Below are 20,440 nucleotides of genomic sequence, written 5' to 3' on the forward strand. Positions count from 1 at the left end.
GGGCGTCGCATGCGTGGTCACATGGTATCCAGTTCGTGGTTAGGTTTACCTAACCAAGCCCGCCCCCGAACTTCAGGAGGCGCCATGTCGGCTGCGGAGTACACGAGCGCGAACACGAAGACGAACACGCCCACGACCAGGTCCGAGTCGGGGCCGTACGTGGTCCCCGGCGTCTCCATGCGTGATCTGCTGGCCGCGGGTGCCGCCGCCCGCGCGGTCTCGACGCCTCCGCGCCCGCCCGAGGCACCCGTCAGGGAGCAGCCGAAAGCCGCCTGAGGCCGCGTTGACCGGCTAGCGGATCACGACGACCTTCTCGCCGATCATCGCGAACTCCCACATCGCGCGCCCGTCCGGCCGCGTCTCCCGGATGCCGCCGGTGCGCACCTCCGGGTCGGCCTGCGGGGCGGCCTGTGGAGTCGAGCCGTCCACCGCCGCGCTGAAGCCGATGGCCACACCCTCCACACCCGTGAACCGCACGACGTGCTCGATCGGGATGCCGTCCGTGCCCGTGATCGAGATCGAGCGGGACGTGACCAGATAGCTGCCCGGCGCCGGATCGACCGTGCCGGGCGTGACGCCGAACGAGCGGCGCGCCCTGTTGTCGGCGCCGACCAGCCACACCCGGTCGTCCTCCAGCGAGTACACGACCCGCCTGCCCGCGCCCGAGCCGGCCGGCAGCGCGTTCGGGTGCCGGATGTCCCGGGGGACCCTCGATGTGGTCACCGGCGTCGAGGAGGGCAGGCGCTCGGCGCCCGGGCGCTGCGGGACGTTCGCCGAGGCCTGGTAGCCGAGGTAGCCGACCCCCGCGAGGGCCGCCGCGGTGAGCCCGGCCACGAATCCCGAGCTGCTCCTGGTCACCAGCGCCCCACCTCTTCGTCTCGTACGTCCCGTTTTGTGGCGACGGTAGCAGCAGCCGTACCGCCGACCTGTGCGGCCGTACGGGGGGCGCGGGCGCCGTAGGCTGTTCGCGTGCTCTTGCTCGCTCTGGATACCGCCACCCCGGCCGTCACGGTCGCCCTGCACGACGGGACGGCCGTCGTCGCCGCGTCGAGCCAGGTCGACGCCCGCCGGCACGGGGAACTGCTGCTGCCCGCCGTCGACCGGATCCTCGCCGAGGCGGGCACGGGCCTCGACGCCGTCACCGGCGTCGTCGTCGGCATCGGCCCCGGCCCCTACACCGGGCTGCGCGTCGGCCTGATGACCGCCGACACCTTCGGACTCGCTCTCGGCGTTCCCGTACACGGCGTCTGCACGCTGGACGGCCTCGCGTACGCCGCCGACGTCCCGGAGGGCCCCTTCGTCGTGGCGACCGACGCCCGTCGCAAGGAGGTCTACTGGGCGCGCTACAGCGACTCCCGTACGAGGGTGACCGAGCCGTCCGTCGACCGGCCGGCGGACATCGCCGACCAGGTCACGGGCCTGCCGGCCGTCGGCGCGGGCGCCCTGCTCTACCCGGACGCCTTCCCGAGCGCGCACGCGCCCGAGCACGTCTCCGCCGCGTCCCTCGTCTCCCTGGCCGCCGAACGGCTGGCGGCGGGCATCGAACTCCCGGCCCCCCGGCCGCTCTACCTGCGCCGTCCCGACGCCCAGGTCCCCAAGAACTACAAGGTGGTCACCCCCAAGTGACGACTGCCGTGCTGCGCGAGATGCGCTGGTGGGACATCGAGCCCGTGCTGGAGCTGGAGAAGGACCTCTTCCCCGAGGACGCCTGGTCGCGGGGCATGTTCTGGTCGGACCTGGCCCACGCGCGCGGGCCGCAGGCGACCCGGCGGTACTTCGTCGCCGAGGACGAGAACGCCGACGGGAGCAGGCGGATCATCGGGTACGGAGGGCTCGCCGCCGCCGGGGACGTGGCCGACGTACAGACGATCGCCGTCGCCCGCGAGCACTGGGGGACCGGCCTCGGTGCCGTGCTGCTGACCGAGCTGCTGCGGGCGGCGACCGCGTTCGAGTGCGCCGAGGTGATGCTCGAGTGCAGGGTGGACAACGTGCGCGCGCAGAAGCTGTACGAGAGGTTCGGCTTCGAGCCCATCGGGTTCCGGCGCGGCTACTACCAGCCGGGGAACGTGGACGCACTGGTGATGCGGCTGCGCGACCCGGCGGCGTCGCTGCCGGCGCGGGAGACGGACGTACCGGGAGCCGGCGTCCAGGAAACCGACGTCCCGGAAACAGACGTACACGAAATCGACGACGTACAAGGAACCGAGAGCAATGGCTGACTCCAAGGACGTGCCGCTCGTCCTCGGCATCGAGACCTCCTGCGACGAGACCGGCGTCGGGATCGTCCGGGGGACGACACTGCTCGCGGACGCCATCGCGTCCAGCGTCGACGAGCACGCCCGGTTCGGGGGTGTCGTGCCCGAGGTCGCCTCGCGCGCGCACCTCGAGGCCATGGTGCCGACCATCGAGCGGGCGCTGAAGGAGGCCGGGGTCAGCGCGAAGGACCTCGACGGCATCGCCGTCACGGCCGGTCCCGGACTCGCGGGCGCCCTGCTGGTCGGTGTCTCGGCGGCGAAGGCGTACGCCTACGCGCTCGGCAAGCCGCTGTACGGCGTCAACCATCTCGCCTCGCACATCTGTGTCGACCAGCTGGAGCACGGGCCGCTGCCCGAGCCGACGATGGCCCTGCTGGTCTCCGGCGGGCACTCCTCGCTGCTGCTCTCCTCGGACATCACCTCCGACGTACGGCCCATGGGCGCGACCATCGACGACGCGGCGGGCGAGGCCTTCGACAAGATCGCGCGCGTGCTGAACCTGGGCTTCCCCGGCGGTCCGGTCATCGACCGGTACGCCCGCGAGGGCGACCCGAAGGCCATCGCGTTCCCGCGCGGGCTGACCGGGCCGCGCGATCCGGCGTACGACTTCTCCTTCTCCGGGCTCAAGACGGCCGTGGCCCGCTGGATCGAGGCGAAGCGGGCGGCGGGGGAGGAGGTGCCGGTGCGTGATGTGTCGGCGTCCTTCCAGGAGGCGGTCGTCGACGTGCTCACCCGGAAGGCGGTGCGGGCCTGCAAGGACGAGGGCGTCGACCACCTGATGATCGGCGGGGGCGTGGCCGCCAACTCGCGGCTGCGGGCGCTCGCCCAGGAGCGCTGCGAGGCGGCCGGTGTCCGCCTGAGGGTGCCCCGGCCCAAGTTGTGCACGGACAACGGTGCGATGGTGGCGGCGCTGGGCGCGGAGATGGTCGCGCGTAACCGGCCGGCTTCCGACTGGGGCCTGTCGGCCGACTCCTCGCTGCCGGTGACCGACCCGCATGTGCCCGGCCATTCGCATGCGGTGAGTGAGGGGAACCTGTACACGTGACCGTCGCGTTGATGTGGGAGGCCCGGGCCGCCGAGGGACGCGCCGACGAACTCCTCGCCTGGGCACGGGCGCAGGCGCGGACCCTGCCCGCGCCACCGGTGCGCCGGGAGACGCTCCGGGCTCCGGGGGACCGGGTCCTCGTCATCACGTGGTGGGACGCGGAGTTCGACGCCGAGCTGCCCGAACTGCCGGAGCCGGACGCGGAGTTGGTGGCGCGGGCGGTGCATCGGTGGCGGTTTGAGGTGGTGGGTGAGTGATTGTGGGCGATGTCCTATATCCCGTCAAGGATTGGGCAATCATCGCTTTGCCCGGATGAGGGCCGGGAGGGTGGATGATCCTCTCTAAAACGGGCGTTTCGGTGGGTTGTTCCTGTCCGTCCGGCTGCCTTCTTCGGGTTCGCTTGGGGTGTGCTTTGGGTTCCCCCGGGTGGTTGTTGGGCTGATCCCCACCCGCGTTCGCCCCGACCCGGATGATCAAGCGTGACCATCGCGCCGGACTCTCTGCGCGGACGCCTCGTCCACGCCCGCCCGACCAACTCCTGGGCCCTCCTGTGGGCACGGCTGGCCCTCTGGACGGCCTTGTCGGCCCTGGCGGGCCTCACCCCTGTCACCTTTCCCGACGCACCCGCCTGGATCTGGCCGCTCACCCTGGTCGCCTGTCTCCTCATGGCGGGGCGGACGGCCGGGGTCATGCGGGCGAAGAAGCGCGCGGGAAGGTAGGGAAACCTGTGGAAGTCACCCAGTGTGTGGTGGGGTTCGTCATGGCCGCGTTTCTCGTCGGGGGAGGCGTAGTCCAACTCGCGGGGCGAGCAACGCCGGTAGGTCCGGAGGGGAGCCGAGGCAGGGCGGGAGCGTGGGTGAACATCCTGTTCGGCGCTGGGCTCGCCCTCGGGATCACAGCACGTATCCCACGCGGCCACCGTCTCCTGTGGGCCGACATGCTCGCCGGTTCGTCCCTGGTCTGCGCCCTGGTCGCGGTCCTGCTGCTCGCAAGGTCCCGGTGGGGCGGACGGTGACCGCCCGGATGTGGCGTGTGGGCAGGGGCATCCTGGGGCGCCGCGACCGAGTCGTTCAGGTTCTGGTCCTGGTCGTCTTCGGTGCGTTCTCGGCCTGGCTGCTGCCGGACGGGTGGCGGCTGGCCTCCCTGCCCGTCGCCCTGATCTGCGCGACTGGCGCGCAGCGGTATGTGGCATGCCGGCGTGCGGCAGCAGGATCACCTCACGTCCACGAGTGACATGAACGAACCGTCTCGAAAAAATGTTCTGAACCCCTTCAACCTTTCCACCCCGAACACGCTCAAGAACAGGTGAGACAGAGACCTGTGAGGCGTGCGAGGGGCGTGATGCGTATGAGACACGTGGCAGCAACGGCCATACGCACCACGGGGACAGGGAGGTTGGATGTCGGCGACGGTCCGGCAGCGGGACTTCGAGGAGTACGCGAGGGCGGGGCGGCAGCGCCTCTACCGGACGGCGTATCTGCTCAGCGGCGACCGCGAGCACGCCCGTGACCTGGTCCAGTCCACGCTGGCCCGTCTCTTCCAGCACTGGGCCCGCGCGAGCCGCGCCGAGCACCTCGACGCCTACGCCCGTACCGTCCTGACCCGGCTGTTCCTGCACGAGCGCCGGCGCCGGCTGCGCGACCTGCTCGCCCATGCCCGCCCCGACCCCGCGCCCGCCGTGTCCAGACCCGAGCTGCGCGTCACCCTCATGGCCGCGCTCGCCGAACTCCCGCCCCGCGCAAGGGCGATGGTCGTCCTGCGTTACTGGGAGGACCTGAGTGTCGCGGAGGTCGCCGAGCAGCTGCGGTGCAGCGAGTCCACGGTCAAGAGCCAGTGTTCCCGCTCCCTGACCCGGCTGCGCGAGCTCCTGGGCGAGGCCCATGTTTACACCGCCGAGTACTGAACCGCCCAGCGCTGAGAGGAACTTCCGTGTACGACACGCCACCCGGCCGCCCGCACGGGCCCGCGCCGGAGGCCGGACCCGACGACGAGCTCGTCGGGGAGCTCAGAGATCTGATGCAGCAGGCCGCCGCCGGTCTGCCCATGCTGCCCGATCTGACGGACGAGGCGGTACGACTCGGCGGGCGCCGCCGGATCCGGGCGAGGGCCGCCGTCGCCGGCGCGGTGTTGGGGGTCCTGGCGATCGGGGGCGTCGGCTCGGCCGTGCTCAGCGGCCTGGGCAACCACGCGTCCGCGCCGGTCATCCCGGCGGCACCGCCCGCCGCCCCCTCCACGACACCTCCGCCGGCCTCGACCGCACCGGCGCCCGTGGCCACGGACGCAGCGGAGACCGCCCAGCGGCTACGCATGGCCAAGGTGCTGACCCGGGCGCTGGGCGACCTGATCGGGACCGTCACCGTGGACGACACGGGCCGCTTCGCCGGCCGGATCGACGGACACACCTTCCCCGTGAGCTTGCAGGTCGTGCTCGGGGCGACCCCCCTGGCCGAGTGCCCGAACCCGCCCGAGAGGGCCATGACCTGCCATACGGCGTTGCTGCCCGACCGGACCGAGGCGCGGGTCGTCGTGGCGGGCGGCGCCCTGTTGGGCGGCCAGTCCCTCAGCGTCAGCTACCGCTACGCGGAGAGCACCGTGAAGCTGACCGTCGACCCGGACCGCTCCCTCGGGCTCTCCCCTCCCGTGACCACCGCCCAGTTGGTGAAGGCGGCGGGCTCCCCGGCCGTGCTGGCCGAGGTGAAGGCCGAGATGAAGGAGCAGGTGTTGGACGACGCGGACCATCAGCCGGCCAACCCGGAGGGCGCGGCATCCCTCGCCCCGCCCGCCCCGCCCGCCACGCCCGCCACGACGCAGCCCACTCCGCGGGCCTCCGTCCCCCAGACCTCCGACGACGAGCCGTCCGACGCCCAGACCTCCGATGCCCAGAGAGCCGCCGTCGAGCCTTCCCCGGCGAGCGACCCGGACAGCACCGACAGCAACAGCACGACAGGCGGTTCGCAATGAGTGAGCAACGACGTGCCACGAACGGACCGCGCCGAATAATCGCGTTACGGCGGCGGCGCAAGCAGCGAAAACGGCTCGGGGCGATCGGCGCCACCGTCTGCCTCGCCGCGCTCGGTACGGCAGCGGTGCCGATGCTGCTGCCCCGGCTGCTGCCCGACAACACGTCGAGGGAGTCGCAGGGCCGTTCCACCGAGGCGGTCCGGTCGCCGACCAATCCCTCCCCGGACGCGGGGACGGACGGTACGGCCCCCCTCCCCGACGCATCCGACGCATCCGACGCCTCCGGGGCGGCCGCGTCCGCCAAGGCCCCCCAGGTGCCCAAGTCACCGTCAGCCGACGGTACTTCCGGGTCGGGGAAGGGGAAGGGTGCGGGGAGCGGCTCGGGAACGGGGTCCTCGCAGCCCGCCGTCCCCGCCTCCGGTCCCGGCACCTTCGCCACGGCCCCCCTCACCGTCACCGGTCCCGCCTCGGGAACCCCTTTCCGCGTCCAGGTCGAGGACGGCGCGGGCGTCGACCCGGCGGACGCGGCCCGGCAGATCGGCGCGATCCTGGGTGACCGGCGCGGCTGGGGCCGGGCGGGCGCCACCTTCCGCCAAGTCACCGGCGCCGAAGCCGAGTTGACGTTCAAGATCGCCACCGCGACCACCACGGACAGGCTGTGCAACGTGCAGCAGGCGGACCACATCGGCGAGGTCAACTGCCGCACAGGCCCGTCCGTGGTGATCAACCTCAAGCGCTGGCAGCTCGGTTCCCCCGAGTTCGACGGGCCGCCGGTCGAGTACCGCGCCCTGATCGTCAACCACGAGGTCGGCCACTATCTGGGCCGAGGGCATCTGACCTGCCCGGGGCCGGGTCTCCCCGCACCCGCGATGATGCAGCAGATCGACGGCCTCAAGGGCTGTGTGTCCAACGCCTGGCCGTACGACACGCAGGGCCGCTACCTGGACGGCCCCGCCGTGCCGTAACGGAGAGGACCGGATCGGCGCTAAGGGCCGACCTCCGTCTCGCACCGCAGCCGCCGGTCCGTCCCCAACTCCCTCACCTCGCCCACGATCCGCACCCGAGCCGTATGCCGTACGTCAGCGCTGGACGCACCCAACCGCAGCTCCAGCACCCCGGGTTCGACGATCCTGCGCCCCTCGCGGTCCGTGAACGCCGACAGTTCCGCGTGGAAGCGGAACGTCACCCGGCGTGCCGCTCCCGGCGCCAACTCCAGCCGCTGGTAACCGATCAGGCGCACGTCCGGCCGGGTCACCGACGCCACCGGGTCGTGCAGATACAGCTGCACGACCTCCGCTCCGGCCCGCTCGCCCGTGTTGCGAACGGTCACCGACACGTCGTACGACCCGTCCGTCCCGATCTCCGCCGTGTCGCCCCCCTCGCCCCTCTCGCCCGCGAAGTCCTCCCAGACGAATGAGGTGTACGACAGCCCGTGCCCGAACGGGTACAGCGGTGTCGGGTCCAGGTTGCTCACCCCGCCCGCGAGACCCAGCGGCGGCTGGAGATACGTCCAGGGCTGGCCCCCGCGCTCCCTCGGCACACTCACCGGCAGCCGCCCCGACGGCGTGACCCGGCCCGACAGCACACCCGCGACTGCGGGACCGCCCTCCTCCCCGGGGAAGAACGCCTGCACGACCGCCGCCAGCCGACCGCGCCAGCGGCCCAGCGCATACGGCCGGCCGGTGAGCAGCACCAGCACCACCGGAACGCCCGTCGACACCAGCGCGTCCAGCAACTCCGCCTGTACGCCGGGCAGTTGCAGCTCGGCGACATCGCAGCCCTCGCCCGACGTGCCCCCGCCGAACAGACCGGCCCGGTCGCCCAGTACCGCCACGCACACATCCGCCTCGGCGGTCCGAGCCACCGCCTCCTCGAAGCCCTCGGTGCCCGGCTCCGAGGTGTCGCAGCCCTGCGCGAACGTCACCTTGGCGTCCGGGAGTTCGGCGCGCAGCGAGTCCAGGAGCGTGGGGATCTCCACCCCCACCGGGATCTCCGGATGGCTGGGCAGGACATGCGAGGGGAAGGAGTAGCAGCCCAGCATCGCCAGGGCGTCCGTCGCCCGTGGCCCGACCACCGCGATCCGGGTGTCCGGGGCCAGCGGGAGCAGCCCGTCCGGGTTGTCCAGCAGAACCACCGACTCCTCGGCCAGTCGCCGGGCCAGCGCCCTGTTGCCGGCCGAGTCCAGGTCGATCGGCCCGCCGTCCGGCTCCGGCCGCCAGTCCTCGTCCAGGAGCCCCAGCTCGCACTTCTGCGTCAGGACGCGGTGCGCCGCCCGGTCCACCAGCGACTCCGGTACGTCCCCCGCCCGTACCGCCGCCACCAGCGCGTCGCCGTAGCTGCGGATCGACGGCAGCTCGACATCGATGCCGGCCGCCAGAGCGACCTGGGCCGCCTCGGCGGGCGTACCGGCCACCCGGTGCAGGGACTCCAGGAAGCCGATGCCGAAGTAGTCGGACACCACCGTTCCCGTGAACCCCCAGTCCTCGCGCAGGAGTTGGGTGAGCAGACGCGCGTCGGCCGAGGCGGGCACGCCGTCCGTCTCGTTGTAGGCCGCCATCACCGAACGCGCCCCGCCCTCGCGCAACGCCATCTCGAACGGCGGAAGGGTCACATCCGCGAACTCCCGTACGCCCGCCCGTACCGGCGCCAGATTGCGGGCGCCCGCCGAGGACGCGTACCCCGCGAAGTGCTTCAGCGTGGCGACGATCCCGGCCGACTCCAGGCCCCGCACATATGCCGACCCGATCGTCCCCACCAGATACGGGTCCTCGCCGATCGTCTCCTCCACCCGCCCCCAGCGCGCATCCCGTACGACGTCCAGGACCGGGGCGAGGCCCTGGTGCACGCCGACCGAGGCGAGGTCGTGGCCGATGCGGGCCGCCATCTCCTCGACCAGCTCGGGGTGGAAGGTGGCGCCCCAGGCCAGCGGGACCGGGTACGCCGTCGCGCGCCACGCGGTGAAGCCCGCGAGGCACTCCTCGTGGGCCAGCGCCGGGATGCCGAAGCGGCCCGCGTCGGCGATGCGACGCTGGGCGCGGGCCAGCGCCTGCGCGCCCAGCGCCGGGTCCACGGGGGCCGTGCCGAAGGGGCGGGTGAGCTGGCCCAGGCCCCGGGTGATCAGCTCGTCCCACTCGTAGTCGGCGGTCATGTCGTGCTGGTGCGGGGCGACGTCGCGTCCGTCCGCCGAGGCGCCCACCCACACGCCGTACAACTGGGCCGCCTTCTCCTCCAGGGTCATCCGGGAGAGCAGGTCGGCGACGCGGGCGTCGGCGGACAGGGCGCGGTCACGCCAGGGAGCCGTGGTCATGAAACTCCTGTCAGGGAAGGGGGGTTCACCGGCCGCCGGTTCACTTGCCGCCCACGCCCATCAGGCCGCCGACCAGTGCGCGCCGGGCCACCAGATAGACGGCGAAGATCGGGACGCCGGAGAGGACGACCGACGCGAGCAGGGCGGGGATGTTCACGCCGAACTGGCTCACGAAGTTGAACAGGCCGAGGGTGAGGACGCGTGGTTCGTCGGACTGGGTGAAGATCAGGGGGAAGAGGAAGCCGTTCCAGGCCTGCAGGGACGCGTAGATCACGACGGTGCTGATCCCGCCCTTGGCCAGCGGGACGGTCAGCTGGAACAGCATGCGCAGCGGGGAGGCGCCGTCGAGGGCCATCGCCTCGTACAGGTCCTCCGAGATGTCCCGCAGGGTGCCGGTGAGCACCAGCACCGAGACCGGCATGGCGAACGCCGCCGTCGGCAGGATGACCGCCAACAGGCTGTCGTACAGGTCGAGTTTGGCGATCAGCAGATAGAGGGGGACCACCACCGCCTGCGCCGGGATGGCGACCCCGAGGAGGAACAGCCGGAAGGCCGCCCCCGACCACCGGGTGCGGGTGCGCACGGCCACGTACGCCAGCGGGACACAGAGCCCGAGGACGATGCCGACGACCGTGACGGCGACGATCACCGTATTGCTCAGCAGATGCCAGAAGCCCGAGTGGAGGACGGTGTTGTAGTTGTCGAGGGTCGGATCGGCGGGCGGTTTCAGGGGGTTGCCGGTGAGGGCCTTGTCGGGGCCGGTGAGCGAGGCGGAGAGCATGGCGTAGATCGGGACGAGAACGATCACCAGCCAGACGATCGAGCCGAGGCCCGCGAGCGGGTTGGCGCGCTTCGTCCAGTGCTTGCGCCGCCGCCCGTCGGGCCGCCGCCCCGGCTGCTCCGGACGCTTCTCGGCGGTCGTGGGGCGGGGGAGTGTGTCGTGTGACACTCCGTCACATCCCTTCACGCGTACTGCGCATGCCGCCGAAACCGGTCAGCCGCACGAGGAGCACGGAGAGGCCCGTGGCGGCCAGGACGAGCGCGGACGCGATGGCGCTGGCATAGCCGAAGTCGTACGTCTTGAAGCCCGCCTCGTACATCAGGTACGGCAGGATCGCCGTGTCCGTGCCCGGGCCGCCCTTGGTCAGGATCAGGACCGTCTCGAAGTAGGTGAGTGAGCCGACGACGATCAGCACGGTCGACGTGGTGATGGTGTGCCGTAGCTGCGGCAGCGTGATCGAGAAGAACTGGCGGTAGCGGCCCGCGCCGTCGATCGCCGCCGCCTGGTAGAGGACGGTGGGGATCTGGCGGGCGCCGCCCTGGTAGATCAGCGTGTGGAACGGGATGAACTGCCAGCCGCCGACGAACACGATCGCGAGGAACGCGCCGCTGGACGAGCCCAGTGTGTCCTTCTGGATGATGCCGAAGTTCGGGTCGAGCAGGGCGTAGAACAGCACCGAGATGGCGGTCGACGAGAGCAGGAACGGCACGAAGAAGATCGCCGAGAGCACCGCCCGGTTGCGCTGCGGGCCTGCCGCCCACACCCCGAGCAGCAACGCCACCACCGTCTGGAAAACCCAACTGGCCACCGTCAGCAGGACGGTGATCCCCAGTGACTGCGTCAGCCGGGGATCGTCCAGCAGCTTCTGCCAGTTGGCGAAGCCCACCGGCTTGGGGTCGCCGAGGCCGTCCCACTTGGTGAAGGAGAGATAGAAGGCCAGGGCCATCGGCACGACCGCGAAGAAGGTGAAGAAGAGCACCGCCGGGAGCGCCCACACGGCGCTGGGCCGCCCGGCCCGCACCTTGCCGCTCCCGGCGGACCGTGCGGCGGACGCCACGGCCGTCTTGTCCGCGACGCTCACTGGGCCCCTCCGAGGATGCCTCGGCCTTCAGGCCGGGGTGGGGGCACCTCCCGCTTGCGGGGGAGAATCGGACTCCTGCGGAGCAGGGCAGGAAGCGGGCTTTCGCCCCAAAGGCGAAACATCGTCCACCTGATCGGGTAAGCTGCACGCTGTGCGTTGCGAGAACCAAGCGCGTACACCGTGCTGATCGAGAGCCAAGACAGCACATGCACCTCCAAGCTTTGCGGTATCAAACCGGGCTGGTTTCAACCCGGCTGGTGTTGATCGTGGAAGCCCTGCCGGGTCGCTGACCCGCAGGCAGCGTGAGCCAGGAATCCCCCTGCTTCAGCTGGGGGAGGATTCAATTCAGCCCCTTGCAGGCCGACACGAAGTCGCTGGGCGACGACTTGCCCGTGAAGAGCTTGCCGATCTCCGTGTGCATCTTGGTGCCCAGCTCGTCGCCGAGCGCCTGGTCCCAGGAGAGCGTGAACGCCGGTGCCTGCTGGACCATGTCGTACTGGAACTTGGCGTACTCGGGGTTCGGCGCGGACGACAGCAGCGCGGCGGCGTTCGAGGTCGTCGGGACGTCGCCGAGGGCGACCAGGTCCTTCGCGTACGCCTCGGACGCGCAGTCCTTGAGGAACGCGATCGCCGCGTCCCTGTTCTGCGTACGGGGGTTGATCGACCAGTAGTTGGTGGGGTTGCCCACGACGTTACGGACGTCCCCGGAACCGTCCTCGATCTTCGGGAAGGCCGCCCAGCCCAGGCTCGACTTGGCGAAGTCGGGGAACTTGCCGAGCTGCGTCGAGTACTCCCACGAGCCCATCAGATGCATCGCCGCCTTGCCCTTGGCGAAGACCGCCGGGGCACCGCCGTTGACGTACGACACCGAGGTGAACTTCGACCCGAAGGCGCCGTCGTCGACGAGTCCCTTCACCATCTCGGCGGCCTTCAGGACCGCAGGGTCGCCCCAGCCTTCCGCGTCGCCGTCCTGGATCCGCCGGAAGACCTCGGGGCCGCCGATACGGTCAACCAGGTACTCCAGCCACATCAGTTCGGGCCAGACGTCGGAGCCGCCGAGGGCGAACGGGGTGATGTTCGCCTTCTTCAGCTTGGTGTTGATGTCGAGCAACTGGTCCCAGGTGGTGGGCGGTTGGAGCTTCTGCTCGGCGAAGACGGTCTTGTTGTAGAAGAGGATCACCGGCTGCATACCGCGCATCGGTATGCCGTAGTGCCGCCCCTTGAGGTCACCGGCGGCGAGCACGGAGGGCAGGAAGCCGTTCTTCAACACGGGGTCGTTCTCGATCACATCCGTCAGGTCGACGATCTTGTCGGCCTCCTGATACGCCTTGATGGAGCCGCCGCCCCAGTTGAAGAAGACGTCCGGGGCGCTGGGCGACCCCATCGCCGTGCGCAGCTTGGGCAGGTAGTCCGAGCCCGGGATCTTCTCCAGCTTGATCTTGCCCTTGGCCGTCTTCGACGCCGGCGAGGCGTTGAACCGCTTGACTGCCGCGACCTGCACCTTCACGGCGTCGTCCCCGTACACGAACGCGGTGATCGTGTCCCCGCCGCTGCCCGAACCCTCACCGGAGCCGCAGGCGCTGAGGCCGGTGGTGAGCAGGGCGGAGGCACCGGCGCCGAGCACCCAGCGCCTGCTGAACGCCGTACCGGTGGCCCCCGTGGACCGCCCTCTGTTCGACTCCATGACTGCACCTCTCGCGAATGTTCTGAACGAAACCGGAACGAGTCTCTGCACGAATCTTTCGGGTGGTACGTCGAATGTTCCGGAAATTTATGAGGGGACGAGGTCTTCGTCAAGAGGTCACGCAGGGATACGATCGCCGCCATGAGACCTCCGAAACCCGCTGAAACGCAGACGACACCGCAGTCCACGCAGACCGCGACGCTCGCCGAGATCGCCCGCGAGGCAGGCGTATCGGCCCCGACTGTTTCGAAGGTGCTCAACGGCCGCGCAGATGTCGCACCGGCGACCCGCACCCGCGTCGAAGACCTGCTCCGGGCCTACGGCTACCGGCGCCGCCGAGCCGAGGCGACCCGCTCCCCGCTGATCGACCTGGTCTTCCACGAGCTGGAGAGCGCGTGGGCGATGGAGGTCATCCGGGGTGTGGAGAACGCGGCGCGGGAGGAGGGCCTGAGCGTGGTCCTCTCCGAGAGCGCGGGCCGTCTGACCCCGGGCCGCACCTGGGCGGACCAGGTCGCGGCGCGCCGCCCGCACGGCGTGATCCTCGTCCTGTCCGGCCTCGACGAGTCCCAGCGCGCACTGCTGACCAGCCGTTCCATCCCGTTCGTGGTGATGGACCCGGCGGGCGACCCCGGCGACGACGTGCCCTCCGTCGGCGCGACCAACTGGCAGGGCGGCCTGGCCGCCACCCGCCACCTCGTCGAACTGGGCCACACCCGCATCGCGTCGATCAGCGGCCCCTCCCGGATGATGTGCAGCCGCGCCCGCGTGGACGGCTACCGCGCGGCCCTGGAAACGGCGGGCCTCCCCGTGGACCCGGCCCTCCTCAAGGTCGGCGACTTCCACCACGAGACGGGCTACCGGGCCGGCCTCGAACTCCTGCGCACCCCGAACCGCCCGACCGCGGTCTTCGCCGGCAACGACCTCCAGGCCCTCGGCCTGTACGAGGCCGCCCGCGAACTGGGCCTGCGCATCCCGGAGGACCTGAGCGTCGTCGGCTTCGACGACCTCCCGATCGCCCGCCTGGTGGGCCCCCCACTGACAACGATCCGCCAGCCCCTGATGGAAATGGCGGAAACAGCGGCAAAGCTGGTCCTGGACCTGGGCCGAGAAGAAGGCACCTCAGGCGCAACAAGGGTGGAACTGGCCACAACCTTGGTAGTAAGAAACAGCACAACAACACCACCATCGACCCCCTGACCGGGGTCGCGGTGACTGCCGGCGAACTACGCGAACAACCACAACTCCAGGGGCGCGAGGAACTGCGCAAAAACCCACCACAACGCCCCCGCACGAACCCCACCGGCCTGACAGCCCCCCTCAGGGGCGCGGGGAACTGCGCAAAAACCCACAACGCACCCGCACGAACCCCACCGGCCTGACCGCCCCCCTCAGGGGCGCGAGGAACTGCGCGAACAACCCCAACACACCCGCACAAACCCACCGGCCCGATAAGGGGCGCGGGGAACTGCGCGAAACCCCCAACGTACCCGCACCAACCCACCGCCCCCACCATATTGACGAGCCCCCCAACTCCCCCCACACTGCACCGAAGTCAATCGGTCAACCAGCCGAAACTTTCGGAGGCACCCGCAATGAGCCCCTCCAGAACCCCCTTACGCCCCCGCCTGCTCCCCCTCCTCCTCGCCGCAACGGCAACCGCCACCACCCTCCTCCTCACCGCCGCCACCGGAACAGCCACCGCCGCAGACCCCCCACTCCGCGACCTGGCCACCACCAAGGGCAAAGTCATAGGCACAGCGGTAACCGGCAACAAACTCACCGGCACCTACGGCGACCTCGCCGGCACCCAGTTCAACTCCCTCACCCCCGGCAACGCCATGAAGTGGGAGTCCGTCGAACCCACCCGCGGCACATACAACTGGACCGAGGCCGACCAGATCGTCAACTTCGCCCAGGCCCACAACCAACAGGTCCGCGGCCACACCCTGGTCTGGCACAGCCAAAACCCGGGCTGGCTGACGAACGGCACCTGGACCCCGGCCCAGCTGACCGGCATCCTCCAGGACCACATCACCACCGAAGTCACCCGCTACAAGGGCAAGTTGGCCGCCTGGGACGTGGTGAACGAACCCTTCAACGAGGACGGCACCTACCGCTCGACCATCTGGTCGAACAACCTCGGCACCGACTACATCGCCCAGGCCCTGACCTGGGCCCGGGCGGCCGACCCGACGGCGAAGCTCTACATCAACGACTACAACGTGGAGGGCGTCAACGCGAAGAGCACGGCCCTCTACAACCTGGTCAAGTCCCTGAAGGAGCGCGGGGTCCCGATCGACGGAGTCGGCCTGCAGGCGCACCTGATCCTCGGCCAGTACCCCTCGAGCCTCCAGCAGAACATCCAGCGGTTCGCCGATCTGGGCGTGGACGTGGCGATCACGGAACTGGACATCCGTATGCAACTGCCCGCCACAGACGCCAAGTTGACCCAGCAGGCGGCCGACTACAAGGCCGTCATGGGCGCCTGTGTGGCTGTGACCAGGTGCGTCGGCGTGACGGTCTGGGGGTTCACGGACTCCGACTCATGGATCCCGGACGTGTTCGACGGCTACGGCGCGGCAACCCCGTACACCGAGAACTTCAGCCCGAAACCGGCGTACTACGCGATCGCCCAGTCGTTCGGCGGCACCCCGTCGACGGAGGGCTGCACGGCGTCGTACAGCGTCCCCAGCCAGTGGAACACCGGGTTCACCGGCCAGGTGACGATCGCCTGCTCCGCGGGCCGCTCGCTGTCGTCGTGGAAGGTGAACTGGACGTACGGCGCGGGACAGCAGATCACGCAGGCCTGGAACGCCAACTGCACCCAGGCCGGGGCAGCCGTGACCTGTGCGAACGCCTCGTACAACGGGACGGTCCCGAGCGGCGGTTCGGTGAGCTTCGGCTTCAACGGGACCTGGAGCGGCAGCAACCCCGTACCGACGGTCACCCTGGGCTGAACCCGGCGAGAAGTGTGAGATTTTCCGAAGAATGCCGCTCATGCGCCCCCGCTCGTAATAATTCGGACGTACGTTCCTCTGTGTGACGGGAGACGAGGAACAGACGTCGGATGACGACGGGGGCGCGGGAAGACAGGTGGGCCGGAAGGTGGTGGGCCGACGGTCGTCACGCTGGTTGAAGGCCGTCGGTTTCACCCTGGCGGGCACCCTGGTGCTCGCAGCCATGGGCGCCGGATACGCGTACTGGCATTTGAACCACAACATCAAGAGCGTCGACATCGACAGCGCGCTCGGCGACAACCGCCCGGCGAAGACGCAGTCGTTGCCGACGACAGGCCCGTCCGCCTCGGCGTCCCCGCTGCCGAGCGAGGCGCTGAACATCCTGGTCCTGGGGTCGGACTCCCGCAGCGGCAAGCGCAACCAGGCGCTCGGCGGCGGCAGCAGCGAGGGCGCGCGGTCCGACACCGCGATGGTCGTGCACCTCGACGCGGGCCGCACCAAGGCGACGATCGTGAGCATCCCGCGCGACACGCTGGTCACGCGCCCGTCCTGCCCGCTGCCGGACGGGGGTTCGACGGCCGAGGTGTCCGGGGTCATGTTCAACACGGCGTACTCGGTGGGCGGGCCGGTCTGCGCGGTCAAGACGGTGGAGTCGATGACGAACGTCCGCATGGACCACTACCTGGAGATCGACTTCGCCGGCTTCGCGGACCTCGTGGACGCGCTCGGCGGCGTGACGGTCACCACGGACGAGGACATCCACGACGACGACAGCCACCTCGACCTGAAGGCGGGCGAGCACCACCTCGACGGCACCAAGGCCCTCGCCCTGGCCCGCACCCGCCACGGCATCGGCGACGGCAGCGACCTGGGCCGAATAGGCCTCCAGCAGAAACTGGTCAAGGCCCTCCTCCGACAGATCTCCTCGACGAACCTCCTGACCAGCCCGGCCAAGCTGTACAGGGTCGCCGACGTGGCGACGGCCAGCCTGACCACGGACACCGGCCTCAACTCGCTCAGCAAGCTGATGAGCCTGGGCCAGAGCCTGCAGGGCCTGTCGGCGGACGAGCTGACGACGGTGACGATGCCGGTGGTGACGGCGGCATCGGACCCCAACCGGGTGGTCGCCGAGGAACCGGAGGCGGCGGAACTGTGGGCGACCTTGCACTGAGACAGCGCGCTCCCTTCTGAGCTGCGGAAACGACCCCGGGGAAAAATTCCCGAAGAAACTTCCGCAGCCGTGTCGATCCAGGCCCTGCCCGTTCGACGCACAGGTGAGAGCCCGGAAGAGGTCTGGGCCCCGCCCAAGGAGGAAGCCCATGCCCCGATACCTCTCCCTCGTGCAGATCGACGAAGCGACCGCCCCCGCGGAGGGCCCGAGCCCCGAGCTGATGCAGCGCATGGGCGAGCTGATCGAGGAGATCACCAAGGCAGGCGTGATGCTCGACACCGCCGGCCTCACCCCGACCGCGCAGGGCACCCGTGTGCACTGGCAGGACGGCAAGATCTCGGTCACCGACGGCCCCTTCACCGAGTCCAAGGAGGTCGTCGGCGGCTACGCGATCATGCAGTGCAAGGACAAGGCCGAGGCCCTGGAGTGGACCAAGCGCTTCCTGAAGGTCCACGAGGAGCACTGGACGGTCACCTGCGAGGTGCGCGAGATCGCGGAGGGCTGAGCGGCCGAGCGAAGGGCTTCCTTGGCCGATAGCCGCCGACGGTGTCTGATGGTGGGCTGTGACCCAGCAGCCCACCTCCGACACCGCGAACTCCGACACCGCGACCTCCGGCACCGCGAATTCCGACACCGCGACCGAACAGACCGTCGAAACGGTCTTCCGCCTGGAGTCCCCCCGCATCATCGCGGCCGTCACCCGCACCGTCCGGGACATAGGCATCGCCGAGGAACTGGCCCAGGACGCCCTGGTCGCCGCCCTCGAACAGTGGCCCCGCGACGGCGTCCCCGACAACCCGGGCGCCTGGCTGATGGCGACCGCCAGGCACCGCGCCGTCGACCTGGTCCGCCGCCGTGAGACGTACGCCCGCAAGCTGGCGGAGATCGGCCGCAGCCTGGAAACGACCATCCCGCCCGTCGAACCGTCCGTCCCCGACGACATCGACGACGACCTGCTCCGCCTGGTCTTCACCGCCTGCCACCCGGTGCTCTCCGCCGAGGCCCGAATCGCCCTCACCCTCCGCCTCCTCGGCGGCCTCACCACCCCCGAGATCGCCCGCGCCTTCCTGGTCCCCGAGGCGACGGTCGCCCAGAGGATCGTCCGCGCCAAACGAACTCTCGCGACGAAGAACGTCGCCTTCGAGGTCCCGTACGGCCCCGAGCGCGAGGCCCGCCTGGGCTCGGTCCTGGAGGTCATCTACCTGATCTTCAACGAGGGTTACGCGGCCACAGCGGGCGACGACCTGCTGCGCCCCGCCCTCTGCGAGGACGCCCTGCGGCTGGCCCGCGTGCTGTCGGGCCTGATGCCCAAGGAGCCCGAAGTGCACGCGCTGACAGCCTTGTTGGAGCTCCAGGCGTCCCGCACGGCGGCCCGCACGGGCCCGTCGGGCGAACCGGTGCTGCTGAAGGACCAGAACCGCGCCCGCTGGAACCGCATGCTGATCGCCCGCGGCTTCACAGCCCTGGCCCGAGCGGAGGCGGCGGGCGCCACGACAACAACGTCAGGCCCGGGCCCGTACGCCCTCCAGGCCGCCATCGCCGCCTGCCACGCCCACGCCCACTCCTACGAGGCCACGGACTGGCCCCGAATCGCCGCCCTGTACACGGCCCTCGCCACCCGATCCCCGTCCCCGGTAGTGGAGTTGAACCGAGCGGTGGCCATCTCGATGTCCGAGGGCCCGGCGCAGGCCCTCCACATCATCGACACCCTCACCACCGAACCGGCCCTACAGGACTACCACTTGCTCCCCAGCGTCAGAGCAGACCTCCTCCTACGCCTGGGCCGCAAGGCAGAAGCAAAAGCGGAATTCCTCAGAGCAGCAGCCCTGACCAGCAACGAACAAGAACGGCACCTGCTGAGAAGCCGCGCGATGGAGTGCGCCCCCCAGGGGCGCTAGGGGCGCGGGGAACTGCGCGACAAGCCCCCACCCACCCGCACGTAAAAACCGCCCAACCAGCGGAGCTCACCGCACGGGACGCCCCAAAAGCATCACCGGCGCCCCCGCCACCCGAGTAAGAAAAACCGTCGCCGAGTTCCCCCCGCGAGGCTTCACCATCCTCCGCAACTCCTCGGGCTCGACCGCCGACCCCCGCTTCTTCACGGTCAGCACCCCGACTTCCCGCTCCCGCAGCAACGCCTTCAACTTCTTCACGCCGAACGGCAGTTGATCGGTGATCTCGTACGCGGTCGCATACGAGGTGGCCCGCAACTCGTCCGCCGTCACATAGGCGATCGTCTCGTCGACGAGCCCGCCGCCGACCTCCTCGGCCACCTCCGCGACCAGATGCGCCCGGATGACGGCACCATCGGGCTCGTACAAATACCGTCCCACCGACCGCACTTGGGGATCCGGCAGCCCGCGCCCGACCAGAACACGCGGCCCCGGCAACAGAGTTGCCCGTACGACCCCCGGCCCGGTCCCGAACCACAGCACCGCTTCCTTCACATCGCCGCCGTCCGAGATCCACTCCGCGCCGGCGTCGGCGGGAATCGTCTCGTGCGGCACGCCGGGCGCGATCTTCAGCGCGGCCAGCGGAGCCTTCCGCGCCGCCTCCACGGCCCACGACAACGGCGGTGAGTACGCCTCGGGGTCGAAGATCCTCCCGCGTCCCCCACGCCGCGCGGGATCGACGAACACCGCGTCGTACGCCGACGTGTCGACCTCGGTGACGTCGGCCTCCCGCACCTCCACCAGATCCCCGATGCCCAGGGCCTCGACATTCGCACGGGCGACGGCGGCCGTGAGCGGATCCCGGTCCACGGCGAGGACACGGATCCCGGCCCGGGCGAGCGCGAGAGCGTCGCCCCCGATCCCGCAGCACAGGTCCGCGACGGAGGTGACGCCCAACTCCCTGAACCGCTCGGCCCGATACGCGGCCACGCTCGCCCGAGTCGACTGCTCGACCCCGTTGGGCGTGAAGAACATCCGCCCGGCGTCCCCGGCCCCGAACTTCGCCACCGCCCGCTGCCGCAGACGTTCCTGGCCGAGCGCCGCCGAGACGAGTTCGGCGGGGTGCTCGCGCCGCAGCCGGGTGGCGACGGTCAGTTCACGGGCCGGCTCGGTGCCGCGCACCTCGTCGAGGAGGGCGCGGCCGTCCGGGGTGAGCAGAGCGGCGAAGGCGGCGAGGGAAGCGGCGAGGTCGTTCACCGGGTCATTGTGAGCCAGACGGTGGACGGCACGCGTCCCGCGCCGGTGT

The 20,440-nt window shown here is 70.4% G+C and carries 22 protein-coding genes; 16 read left to right on the plus strand and 6 right to left on the minus strand.

The window, feature by feature from the left end:
• Positions 1–84 precede the first annotated feature (84 nt).
• Positions 85–276, plus strand: coding sequence for a hypothetical protein (locus ABZ855_RS09535; RefSeq protein ID WP_360803605.1), 192 nt, complete (start codon positions 85–87; stop codon positions 274–276).
• Positions 277–291: 15 nt separating this feature from the next.
• Here the strand turns inward: ABZ855_RS09535 and ABZ855_RS09540 are convergent, their stop codons facing one another.
• Positions 292–858 (minus strand): hypothetical protein, encoded by a 567-nt coding sequence (locus tag ABZ855_RS09540; protein WP_360803608.1) that lies wholly within the window; start codon positions 856–858, stop codon positions 292–294.
• 111 nt (positions 859–969) lie between these two features.
• Between ABZ855_RS09540 and tsaB the strand changes: the two genes are divergently transcribed.
• From tsaB to ABZ855_RS09590, 10 genes are all read left to right on the plus strand, one after another.
• The gene (tsaB, locus tag ABZ855_RS09545) at positions 970–1,626 is read left to right on the plus strand and encodes a tRNA (adenosine(37)-N6)-threonylcarbamoyltransferase complex dimerization subunit type 1 TsaB (protein WP_360803611.1); all 657 of its coding nucleotides are present in this window, start codon (positions 970–972) and stop codon (positions 1,624–1,626) included.
• Between the two features lie 20 nt (positions 1,627–1,646).
• Positions 1,647–2,219 (plus strand): ribosomal protein S18-alanine N-acetyltransferase, encoded by a 573-nt coding sequence (gene rimI / locus ABZ855_RS09550; RefSeq protein ID WP_360804165.1) that lies wholly within the window; start codon positions 1,647–1,649, stop codon positions 2,217–2,219.
• A complete protein-coding gene (gene tsaD / locus ABZ855_RS09555; RefSeq protein ID WP_360803614.1) occupies positions 2,212–3,300 on the plus strand; it encodes a tRNA (adenosine(37)-N6)-threonylcarbamoyltransferase complex transferase subunit TsaD in 1,089 nt (362 codons plus the stop codon). The genes rimI and tsaD overlap by 8 nt, the downstream gene beginning before the upstream one ends.
• Entirely contained in the window at positions 3,297–3,557 is a 261-nt protein-coding gene (locus tag ABZ855_RS09560) for a hypothetical protein (protein WP_360803617.1), read from the plus strand. Before tsaD ends, ABZ855_RS09560 begins: the two co-directional genes overlap by 4 nt.
• Positions 3,558–3,779: 222 nt before the next feature.
• Complete coding sequence (locus ABZ855_RS09565) at positions 3,780–4,019, plus strand: hypothetical protein (protein ID WP_360803620.1); 240 nt, start codon at positions 3,780–3,782, stop codon at positions 4,017–4,019.
• Positions 4,020–4,156: 137 nt separating this feature from the next.
• The gene (locus ABZ855_RS09570) at positions 4,157–4,315 is read left to right on the plus strand and encodes a hypothetical protein (protein WP_360803623.1); all 159 of its coding nucleotides are present in this window, start codon (positions 4,157–4,159) and stop codon (positions 4,313–4,315) included.
• A complete protein-coding gene (locus tag ABZ855_RS09575) occupies positions 4,312–4,533 on the plus strand; it encodes a hypothetical protein (RefSeq protein WP_360803626.1) in 222 nt (73 codons plus the stop codon). Before ABZ855_RS09570 ends, ABZ855_RS09575 begins: the two co-directional genes overlap by 4 nt.
• 166 nt (positions 4,534–4,699) lie before the next feature.
• Complete coding sequence (locus tag ABZ855_RS09580) at positions 4,700–5,203, plus strand: SigE family RNA polymerase sigma factor (protein ID WP_360803629.1); 504 nt, start codon at positions 4,700–4,702, stop codon at positions 5,201–5,203.
• A gap of 26 nt (positions 5,204–5,229) precedes the next feature.
• Entirely contained in the window at positions 5,230–6,261 is a 1,032-nt protein-coding gene (locus ABZ855_RS09585; RefSeq protein ID WP_360803632.1) for a hypothetical protein, read from the plus strand.
• The gene (locus ABZ855_RS09590; RefSeq protein ID WP_360803635.1) at positions 6,258–7,226 is read left to right on the plus strand and encodes a DUF3152 domain-containing protein; all 969 of its coding nucleotides are present in this window, start codon (positions 6,258–6,260) and stop codon (positions 7,224–7,226) included. Before ABZ855_RS09585 ends, ABZ855_RS09590 begins: the two co-directional genes overlap by 4 nt.
• Before the next feature lie 20 nt (positions 7,227–7,246).
• Here the strand turns inward: ABZ855_RS09590 and ABZ855_RS09595 are convergent, their stop codons facing one another.
• The 4 genes from ABZ855_RS09595 to ABZ855_RS09610 all read right to left on the minus strand — a co-directional run bounded on the left by ABZ855_RS09595 (position 7,247) and on the right by ABZ855_RS09610 (position 13,114).
• Positions 7,247–9,568: a glycoside hydrolase family 3 N-terminal domain-containing protein gene (locus ABZ855_RS09595; RefSeq protein WP_360803638.1), complete on the minus strand. Its 2,322-nt coding sequence runs from the start codon at positions 9,566–9,568 to the stop codon at positions 7,247–7,249.
• Between the two features lie 40 nt (positions 9,569–9,608).
• Positions 9,609–10,517 carry a carbohydrate ABC transporter permease gene (locus tag ABZ855_RS09600; protein ID WP_360803641.1) on the minus strand — a complete coding sequence of 303 codons (909 nt, stop codon included), beginning with the start codon at positions 10,515–10,517 and terminating at the stop codon, positions 9,609–9,611.
• Positions 10,518–10,521: 4 nt separating this feature from the next.
• The gene (locus ABZ855_RS09605) at positions 10,522–11,406 is read right to left on the minus strand and encodes a sugar ABC transporter permease (RefSeq protein WP_360804168.1); all 885 of its coding nucleotides are present in this window, start codon (positions 11,404–11,406) and stop codon (positions 10,522–10,524) included.
• A 364-nt stretch (positions 11,407–11,770) separates the two neighbouring features.
• A complete protein-coding gene (locus ABZ855_RS09610) occupies positions 11,771–13,114 on the minus strand; it encodes an extracellular solute-binding protein (RefSeq protein WP_360803644.1) in 1,344 nt (447 codons plus the stop codon).
• Positions 13,115–13,255: 141 nt separating this feature from the next.
• Between ABZ855_RS09610 and ABZ855_RS09615 the strand changes: the two genes are divergently transcribed.
• The 5 genes from ABZ855_RS09615 (at position 13,256) to ABZ855_RS09635 (ending at position 19,140) form a co-directional block, all read left to right on the plus strand.
• Positions 13,256–14,311 (plus strand): LacI family DNA-binding transcriptional regulator, encoded by a 1,056-nt coding sequence (locus ABZ855_RS09615; protein WP_360803647.1) that lies wholly within the window; start codon positions 13,256–13,258, stop codon positions 14,309–14,311.
• A 395-nt stretch (positions 14,312–14,706) separates the two neighbouring features.
• On the plus strand, positions 14,707–16,071 hold the full coding sequence (locus tag ABZ855_RS09620; RefSeq protein WP_360803650.1) for an endo-1,4-beta-xylanase: 1,365 nt from the start codon (positions 14,707–14,709) through the stop codon (positions 16,069–16,071).
• A gap of 82 nt (positions 16,072–16,153) precedes the next feature.
• A complete protein-coding gene (locus ABZ855_RS09625; protein ID WP_360803653.1) occupies positions 16,154–17,242 on the plus strand; it encodes an LCP family protein in 1,089 nt (362 codons plus the stop codon).
• Positions 17,243–17,390: 148 nt separating this feature from the next.
• Complete coding sequence (locus ABZ855_RS09630) at positions 17,391–17,747, plus strand: YciI family protein (RefSeq protein ID WP_319213487.1); 357 nt, start codon at positions 17,391–17,393, stop codon at positions 17,745–17,747.
• A gap of 163 nt (positions 17,748–17,910) precedes the next feature.
• Entirely contained in the window at positions 17,911–19,140 is a 1,230-nt protein-coding gene (locus ABZ855_RS09635) for a sigma-70 family RNA polymerase sigma factor (protein ID WP_360804171.1), read from the plus strand.
• 66 nt (positions 19,141–19,206) lie between these two features.
• Here the strand turns inward: ABZ855_RS09635 and ABZ855_RS09640 are convergent, their stop codons facing one another.
• Positions 19,207–20,391: a methyltransferase domain-containing protein gene (locus tag ABZ855_RS09640; protein ID WP_360803657.1), complete on the minus strand. Its 1,185-nt coding sequence runs from the start codon at positions 20,389–20,391 to the stop codon at positions 19,207–19,209.
• Positions 20,392–20,440: the final 49 nt, after the last annotated feature.

It is taken from the genome of Streptomyces sp. NPDC047042 (assembly GCF_040644035.1).
Lineage (GTDB): Bacteria > Actinomycetota > Actinomycetes > Streptomycetales > Streptomycetaceae > Streptomyces.